The organism is Undibacterium sp. Di24W, from assembly GCF_049340325.1.
Taxonomy (GTDB): Bacteria; Pseudomonadota; Gammaproteobacteria; order Burkholderiales; family Burkholderiaceae_D; genus Undibacterium.
Genome location: NZ_JBMPOP010000050.1, coordinates 1 through 222 on the forward strand (window position 1 = coordinate 1; position 222 = coordinate 222).

General features: G+C 55.9%; 1 protein-coding gene. It reads left to right on the forward strand.

Annotated features, from left to right (window positions below; genetic code table 11):
• A partial coding sequence (locus tag ACO0KZ_RS20590; RefSeq protein WP_422998679.1) for a hypothetical protein occupies positions 1–222 on the forward strand: 222 nt, incomplete at both ends.

A 222-nucleotide genomic window follows, 5' to 3' on the forward strand; every position in this document is an offset into this window, starting at 1 on the left:
CCTATAGTTTAGGTGGCGGCAGTGCGACGGCGCCCGATTACAATGCGACCCCGGTGTTTAGTAATGGCGTCACCTTGGTCGGTGGCAATGTGATTGTACCGAGTGGTGTGACGGCCTTTACGGTCACCGTGAGCACGATTGATGATACGGTGATTGATTCAGCGTCCCCTGAAACACTGCCTTTAGTGATAGGCGGCGCAACGGGTACCGGCGGCATCTTAG